The organism is Pseudomonas sp. NPDC089406, from assembly GCF_044900265.1.
Lineage (GTDB): Bacteria > Pseudomonadota > Gammaproteobacteria > Pseudomonadales > Pseudomonadaceae > Aquipseudomonas > Aquipseudomonas fakonensis.
Map to the genome: position 1 here is coordinate 1 of NZ_JBJDNC010000080.1, position 7999 is coordinate 7999.

Here is a 7999-nt window from a genome sequence, read left to right on the forward strand (position 1 = left end):
GGGGCGACCGGCATGGATGCCGGTCGAGCGCCGATCGGGCCAGGGACGGCCCGTCGGCGCGTACCCCCGGAGCAAGCCCGGAGTGAGGGAACCCCCGAAGCGCAGCGTAGGGGGCCGTATGAATGGAGCGAGCATTTTTTGCTTACTTTTTGATGCTTCAAAAAGTGAGCCGCCGTAAGGGCGGAAAGGTGAGTAAGCGTCACTACAAATAATGAATGCGCATAAAACCATCAACACCAACACCAACACCAACACCAAGATAAACAGACAAACAGATAAACAACCCACACCCCATCCCATATCCCGTCCCAACCGTTATATCCCCCCCAGAACACCAGTGCCATATTGCCCCACCACCCAAGCCCGAAAGAGCCCACCATGCCCCAGACCCTGACCGTAGTCCGCAACGCCCCAGAAACCCCGCTAGGCACCCTGGCCCCCGCCCGCCTGCCGATCGGCGAACCCATCGCCCAGGCCGCCACCGCCCAGGACCAGACCGACGAAGCTGTCGGCGCCAGCATCGGGGTATGGGAAAGCACCCCCGGCACCTTCCGCCGCCACCTGAAAAACCGCGAATTCAGCCACATCGTCAGCGGCCACTGCACCTTCACCCCCGACGGCGGCGAACCCGTCGAGCTGCGTGCCGGCGACGCCGTGCTGTTCCCCGAAAACTGCGAAGGCGTGTGGCAAATCCACGAAACCCTGCGCAAGACCTACGTGCTGTTTTGAAGGAAAGCGCAATGATCGAACGTATCAACCCCGGCCCCCGCGCCAGCCAGATGGTGCTGATCGACGGCCGTATCGAAACCTCCGGCATCGTCGCCCTGGCCCCCCAAGGTGACATCACCGCCCAGACCCGCTGCGTACTGGCCCAGCTCGAGCAATGGCTGGCGCAAGTCGGCGCAGGCAAGCACAACCTCAGCCGGGTACAAATCTGGCTGGCAGACATGGCCGAGTTCGCCGCCATGAACGCGGTGTACGACGCCTGGGTTGGCGACCAGCCGCCCGTGCGCGCGTGTGTCGGGGCTGCGCTGGCAGCGCCCGAGTACCGCATCGAGATTCAGGCCTTCGGCCAGCGCTGATCCACCTCAACTGCCCTGCTTGCCCACAGCCGCCACCTGATATTTTTGTCAGGTGCGCGCGCGCTCCCCCCCCTCTTATGATCACGCCATGTTCACGCTCGCCAGCATCGACTGCCTGCCGCGCAGGCCAGTTGCAAGGTGAGTAGCTCCTTTCGGTTTGTGTCCCCCCACTGACCCTGCGAGGCAAGAAACATGGACAGCTCTAGAACCGCTCCCTGGCACTGGCTGAAAACGTTCACGATCGAACTCGGCACCGGCAACAATGCCGCATACAACAACGGCAACCAGCAGATCATGATCGTCCTCAAGGTCGAACCGGTGCCCGGCGCGACCGTTACCCCGGCAGAACTGGCAACCTTGGTCCCCACCGAATTGCTCAACAACGGCACCTACCGGCCATTGCCCGAGTACGATGGATGGGGCGCCTGGGGCTGGAACAGCCAGCACGACGATCGCTTCGACTACTACGATGGGCGCGGCGCGACGGAGCAGGCCAACCCCTTGCGCAAGGTTTACTACATACACACCCAAGCCCGGGCAAACGCCACCCTTGACCTGCGTGCGCAGATCACCCAAACCACCAAGGATGAGGACGACAAGGACGTCACCGTCACCTACTACACCGAAGGCGACTTCCTGTCGGAAATCCGCTTGCAGGCTGTACGCAGCCCCAGCTTCGTCTTCCCCGATCACTACCAATGGATACCTCGGGTAATTTCGGGGAATTGGGAACGCGGCGAGAATTACATACATGAACACCGGCTGCGCCCAAAGGATGGCACCTTCGTCGAGGCCTGGTTTCTCACCCCGGACTTTGATAAAACCACCACAGACGGCATGATCCGCTGGCAACGGCGCCAGGCCTCGGAAACACGTGCAACCGATGTGGGGTTTGCACTGCCCGGCAACAGTACCGTCAGGCGCCACGCCACCTTCCCTCACTCCGATGCTTTCAAAAACCGCTCGCACAAGAGCGTGGCACCGCCCCCCAATGGAGCAATCGTGGCCGTCGTGCAGGGCGATGTCGCCATCCCCTATCGCGGAACACCAACGGCGTTTGACCGCCCCTGCACCTTGGGCGCCTTGGATAACAACGGCAATGAACACATCCTCGCGGTGGCGTTCAGTGATGAAGGCGACGCGCTGGCGCAAAGGACGCACCTGGCAGTCACTACCCTGCACGCGCTGGCGCTTGCGCAAAATAACTGGCTGGCTGGCTGCGATATCCAGGTAAGTTCATGCAGCAACCGCGCCTATAACAATGGCAACCAGCAGATCGAAATCACCCTGAGCGTCGAGCCTGCTGCCGGCCAGGTGATTAGCGCACAACAACTGGCCACCCTGGTTCCGATCATCGAACTGCCAGACGGCAGCCATACCGCACTCACCAGCGACCCTGAAGAAACCCAGTGGTGGTACTCCAGCGAGCCTGATGAACGCTTCGACTTCCTGCCGCCACTGATCGAAGAATTACCCGGGGCGGGCCTGCCAGGCAAGCGTGCCTGCCGGCGCAAGACCTTCTATGTCCACACCCGTGCCGAACCGGGAGCGACACTGGCCGTACGCGCCAGCATTCAGCATGAACCTGGCAACAACGACAGCGTTTACCAGAGCGACAACAGCGTTGAACTACTGGCGCTTGCACCGCCCCTCTACAGCCCGGCAGATTTTCGCTGGGACCTCAAGTATGCGCGGGGTGACAGCCAGCACCCCCGCCGCCTCAGCTATGAGTTTTCACTACGGCTGGAGCATGCAGCCCTTTCCCATGCCGAATTCGACAACGATGCCAGCCGCAGCATGCTCCGCCGAAGCTCGGTAGAAGCCGGGCTGGCTGCGCATGTCGCAATCGCGCTCCCCGGCGATACCACCCTGCATGCCAGCGATGCCATCAACGCGGATAGCGGCTTCAAGGTTGCCGAACTCGAATTTGCCGAACCCGGCGCGCTCATGTTCGTGATCCAGATCGACGACCGGATTGCGCACGCCGTGGGCGATGACAATGGCGGCCCCTGCGCCATTACCGTGCACGACCGCCATGGCAACCGTCACCCGCTGATGATCGGGTTGAGCGACGATGCGTTTTCCTCACTCAAAAGCGCCAGCCTGACGGTTGAGAGCAACGCAAGAACAGTGGTGCCACAACAACAGCAGGTCGCCGCAATCACGCACTTCCAGGTGCTGGGGTCAAGCTTGCCCGCCCCCAACTCACCGTGCCGGCTGTACGGTAATGGTTACCAGCAGGCCTATGTCGATATTTTGATCGAAGCGGTCAACGCCGATGATGAAATTATTGACCTGGGCGACTTGCTCAAAAACATTACCCTCGTACGCTACCCAGATCGACAAAATTTAACCACCTTAAACTGTGAGTACACCCAAACACAAACCTCGGATGACAAACGCTTCGACCCCTACCCCGGCACTGTTTATGTGGAAAAACAACCCAACACCAACATGGTCAGATTCTGGATTAAAACGACCCAGCTTACAAACATACGTTTCGGCGCGCTACTCAATATTAATAACACCGAATACCACACTTGCGACTTCAACCTTAACGACCAATCAGGCAGAACGGTCGCGGGGCGCTCCAACAGTTCTGCCCTGTTGGTACCGATGCAGAAGGACTATCAAATCCGCAGCCACAACGTCGAGCTTGAACGATTCGACCATGAAAACAGTTCGCGCTGGGACCTCGACAAATATGAATTCCGCTTGGAACCAGGTACTTACAGGATTGCCGCCAGCTCGCCGGGCGACAATACGTTTGTCTATGACTATATCGGTGACAAAAAAACAAACATGTGCCAGTACTTCTGCCTAGACAAAGCCCGAACTGCAAGAGTCGGCAAGCCTGCCCTATGGGATACCACCATGTCCATAAACAGTAAAACTGGCGTTCTTTATGCGACCCGAATGATATTACTCAATCATAACGACAGCGCCAACGAATTCACCCGCAGGCAAGCGATAAATATAATCGATCAGTATGGCAACAGCCACGCCATGTACATTGGCCCTACCAGCCACGACAACGCTGGAACCAATTCAATTGTGATCAGTTGATTGTCTTGACTAGTTTTTGAACGAAAAGTCGCCGAGCGGCGATCAGGCAAGGCGAAAACAGGCGATCAACAGCCGGGGTCGCGCTCGACTTTACAGGTTGTAACTGAGCATTCCCGCCGGGCTGGCGCACCAGTTGAATTTTCAACGCAGCATGATCGTCGCGCAGGCGCTTTTCGTACAAAACCTGAACCTCAATATCACTGCGGCCCCTCGTTCATCGGGAGGCAGCACTTGTGCCCGGAGACACCCAATGTCCCGCACCTCCCTCACCCACAGCAACACAGAAATTGCCCCACACAACGTGGGCGGTATCCACTCCCAGGCCAGCAACTTTCTATCGGCCGTGCAGTCAGCCGTCGACCCACGCACGGGCCAGTTCAACCTGCTCATCAGCATTCCCCTGGGCAGCGCAAACGACCTGGCAGGCCCCTCGCTGCCCTTCACCCTGGCCTTCAGCAGCCTGGGTTCGCATCAAAACCGAGGGTTTGGCCTGGGCTGGTCATTGCTGGTGACCGAACTGTCACTGGCCCAAGGCGCCCAATCGCTGCGCCTGTCCAGCGGCGAACAATTCGCCATCGAGCTGGTTGCAGGCAACAACGTGCGCTTGCTCGACCACAAGCTACAGGCCTTGCAGGTCGTTAGAAGCAACGATGGCAATTACCAGGTCGTGCACAAGGACGGCCAGCGCGAAGTGCTCAAGCGCGTCAATGCCAGCGGACCATACGTATTGCACGAGTTGCGCAGCGCGGAAGGCCGCCGCTTGCAGCTGGAGTGGCGCTCGGCCAATGGCATCAACCACCTGCATGAGGTCCGCGACGATAGTGGGCGGGTGCTGGCAAGGCTCGACCGCAGTGCAAGTTTTCCGCGCCTGCTGCTCGAGCCTGGTAGCGCGCAAGAGTCCGTGATCACCTTCCAGCAAAGCAACAACCGCCTCACTGGGCTGTTGCTGCCGGACACCCTGAAACCTTGCACCTTCGCCTACCAGCAGGTCAGCGTTGGCGGTGGTGCCACGTTGCTGTTTCCAAACGAAGTCACTAACCCGCTGGGCGGCCGGGAGCTGATTACCTGGAGCAGCACTGCCGCCGACTCACATCGTTTACCCAGCGGTGCGCCGATCAGCTTCCTGCCCCGTGTGCTGCGTTGGGACCACCAGGATGGCGCTGCCGACACAACCCTGTCGCGGCGCTATACCTGGGCGGGTGCATACAACTACCTGGGTTTTGGCAGCCAGCAGGGGTTTCGCTGGGAAAGCGGCCGGGACAACCTTTACAAATTGCTGGAACGTTACGAGTACTCGGTCACCGAAACAATCAGTGACCGGCAGGGCAACGTCGACATCACCGTGCGCCGCGCCTGGGACCGCTACCATTTGCAGGTGCTGGAAAGCACCCGTACCGGCAACTGCGAGACCGAGGTGAAAACCACCTACCACGTGGACTATGCCAAGACGTGGGAAGCTCAACACCCGTTCTGCCAATTGCCGCAGAACGTGCAGACGACCTATATCGAATGGTCGGGCAATACCATCAAGCGTCAACGCAGCGAGTCGAGTAGCCACACCTTCGACGCCTTCGGCAACCCGCTCACCACGGTCCAGGTCGACGGCGTCGAAGAGGTCAACGAGTATTACCCGGCAGCAGGCGAGCCCGGCAAGGCACCTGCCATCGAATCGGGCGTGGTGAGCCTGTTGAAATCACGCACCGTCAAGCCGGCCGGGCTGGCACAGGGCAACCACCGAGGTGCGCCGGTGCTGACGACGCGCTACGAATACCAGAACCTGCCGTCGCTGATAGCAGGCGACCCGCCCCATGCGGTGGTCAACTTCGAGGAGCTCAAGGATGAGCGCGGCGTGCTCGAAACCACCTCACAGCGCTACTTAAGCAGCCCCAGGGAGCATTATGGGCGCCTCGAACTGGCCACCACCACCTTGGCCGGCACACCTGCCAAACCCATCACCACCCGCTATCGCTACCAAACCCTGCAGTTTCAAGGGCAACGGGCCCTGCAAACCACCACGATCATCGAAGGGCACCCCACCGATACCGTGCAGCACAGCCAGTCCAGCGAGGTTCGCTCGCTGGTGACCGGCCTGACCTTGCGCCAAACCAGCGCCGCCGGCGCACATACCGACTTCTACCACGACAAGTTGGGGCGAATCGTACGCACGGTGCTTGCCGTGGGCACTGCCTACCAGACGCAACGCAGCTGCGACTACCACCTCAGTGATGACTTCGTGGAGCGCCATGGCCCCAGGGCAGTAACGGCAGATGGCAGCCCCAGCCTGCTCTGGCGCACGGGCCTGGAAGAGCAGGATGCCACCGGCCAACGCAAACGCAGCTGGCTCGATGGCAGTGGCCGGGTGGTACTGGTGCAACTCGAGGACCTCGACTACGAGGAGGCAACGCCTGCCACCGCCGAAAGCGTGTTCCGGGAGGTACAAAGCACAACCTACGATGCCATGGGCCGCGAGATCGCAGGCAGTGCCACGGACTGGGCAGACGATGGCAAAAAGCTTTTCACCATCACCAGCACCACAGCCTATGGCCCCTGGGGCAATGCCCAGGCGATCACCGCGGCAGACGGCGTAATTACCCATGCACTGCATGACCCCATTGGTCGAAGCGCCGAACAGTACCAGGCCGTCAAGGGGAAAGCTGGCAGTTTGCAGAAAGTACTGAGCAACGCGGCAGGCAGCCCCATCCAGACCGAGCTGTTCGATGACGGTGACGGCAACCCGAACAAGCGCCGCCTGGTGCGTACCACCCATCTGGTCAGGGATGGGCTGGACCGTGTGGTGGAACAGCGCGTCGTGCCTGCCAGTGGGCCGCAGATCGTCACGTACACGGCCTACGACAGCTACTCGCGAGTCATCGAACGGACAGAACCCGGCGAACTGGAAGCACGCAAGGTCACCTGGGAGTACGCGTCCCACAGTGATGGCGACCACCCCGAAACGGTAACAGTACATACCACGGAGAACCCGGCATGAACGCTCCCCCCACCCCGTTCACGCTCGGCCGTCAGCACTTCGACGGCCTCGGCCGCCAACTCACCGTCGAGTGCGGCGGGCGTACCACCGAGTCCCACCACATCGCCAACCAGTTACCGGTCAGCCACAACATCCTCGCCGACCGCCAGCGCGTCGGCTTCAGCTACATACCCGAACTCGACCACCTGGTGCGGCAGATCACCCCTGCCAATGAACCGGCCCAGACCTTCGACTACGACCCCAGGCTCGCCCTCATCAGCTCCGCCAGCGGCCAGTTGGGCCAGCAACGCACCAGCTACACCGCCGCAGGCAAGCCGCGCAACGATACCTGGAGCATCGCAGGCCACAACCATGTCACCACCTGGCAGTACAGCCTCACCGGCCTGCTGCTCGGTTTCACCGACGCCGCCACCGCCGAGCACCACTACCACTACGATGCCTTCGGCCGCGTGCACCAGTTACAGGCCGGCAGCGTGACCTGCGACTTCACCTACGACGACTTCGCCCGCCCCCTGCGCAGCACCACCCGCGATACCCGCAGTGGCAACCAGCTGACCCAAAGCCTGACCTACGACAGCCTCGGCCGCGAACACACCCGCACCTTCGAAACCACCGGCAACAGCACCAGCCGCCAGGTGCAGACCCTCACCTACACCGACCTCGACCAGCTCGCCAGCCGCCACTGGCAGCGCGGCGCCACCCAGGGCAGCGAGCACTTCAGCTACGACCTGCATGGCCGCCTGGTGCTCTATACCGCAGACTCCGCGGTGGCCCCCGAAGACCCGTTCGGCAACCGCGTGGTCCGCCAGCAGTTCACCCTCAACCGCTACGACGGCCATACCCAGATAACCAGCCTGTTCGA

General features: G+C 60.9%; 6 protein-coding genes. 5 read left to right on the forward strand and 1 reads right to left on the reverse strand.

What is annotated here, in order from left to right; translation table 11 throughout:
* Window positions 1–378 precede the first annotated feature (378 nt).
* The 3 genes from ACI2KK_RS28770 to ACI2KK_RS28780 all read left to right on the forward strand — a co-directional run bounded on the left by ACI2KK_RS28770 (window position 379) and on the right by ACI2KK_RS28780 (window position 4148).
* Entirely contained in the window at window positions 379–729 is a 351-nt protein-coding gene (locus ACI2KK_RS28770; RefSeq protein WP_404671620.1) for a cupin domain-containing protein, read from the forward strand.
* Window positions 730–740: 11 nt separating this feature from the next.
* Entirely contained in the window at window positions 741–1082 is a 342-nt protein-coding gene (locus ACI2KK_RS28775; protein WP_404671621.1) for a RidA family protein, read from the forward strand.
* 192 nt (window positions 1083–1274) lie between these two features.
* The gene (locus tag ACI2KK_RS28780; RefSeq protein ID WP_404671622.1) at window positions 1275–4148 is read left to right on the forward strand and encodes a hypothetical protein; all 2874 of its coding nucleotides are present in this window, start codon (window positions 1275–1277) and stop codon (window positions 4146–4148) included.
* On the opposite strand, the gene ACI2KK_RS28785 is transcribed toward ACI2KK_RS28780, so the two are convergent.
* Window positions 4141–4329 (reverse strand): hypothetical protein, encoded by a 189-nt coding sequence (locus ACI2KK_RS28785; protein ID WP_404671623.1) that lies wholly within the window; start codon window positions 4327–4329, stop codon window positions 4141–4143. The genes ACI2KK_RS28780 and ACI2KK_RS28785 overlap by 8 nt on opposite strands.
* 69 nt (window positions 4330–4398) lie before the next feature.
* Between ACI2KK_RS28785 and ACI2KK_RS28790 the strand changes: the two genes are divergently transcribed.
* Window positions 4399–7137, forward strand: coding sequence for a hypothetical protein (locus ACI2KK_RS28790; protein WP_404671624.1), 2739 nt, complete (start codon window positions 4399–4401; stop codon window positions 7135–7137).
* On the forward strand, window positions 7134–7999 hold an 866-nt coding region (locus tag ACI2KK_RS28795; RefSeq protein ID WP_404671625.1), incomplete at its 3' end, for a hypothetical protein. The genes ACI2KK_RS28790 and ACI2KK_RS28795, both read left to right, overlap by 4 nt.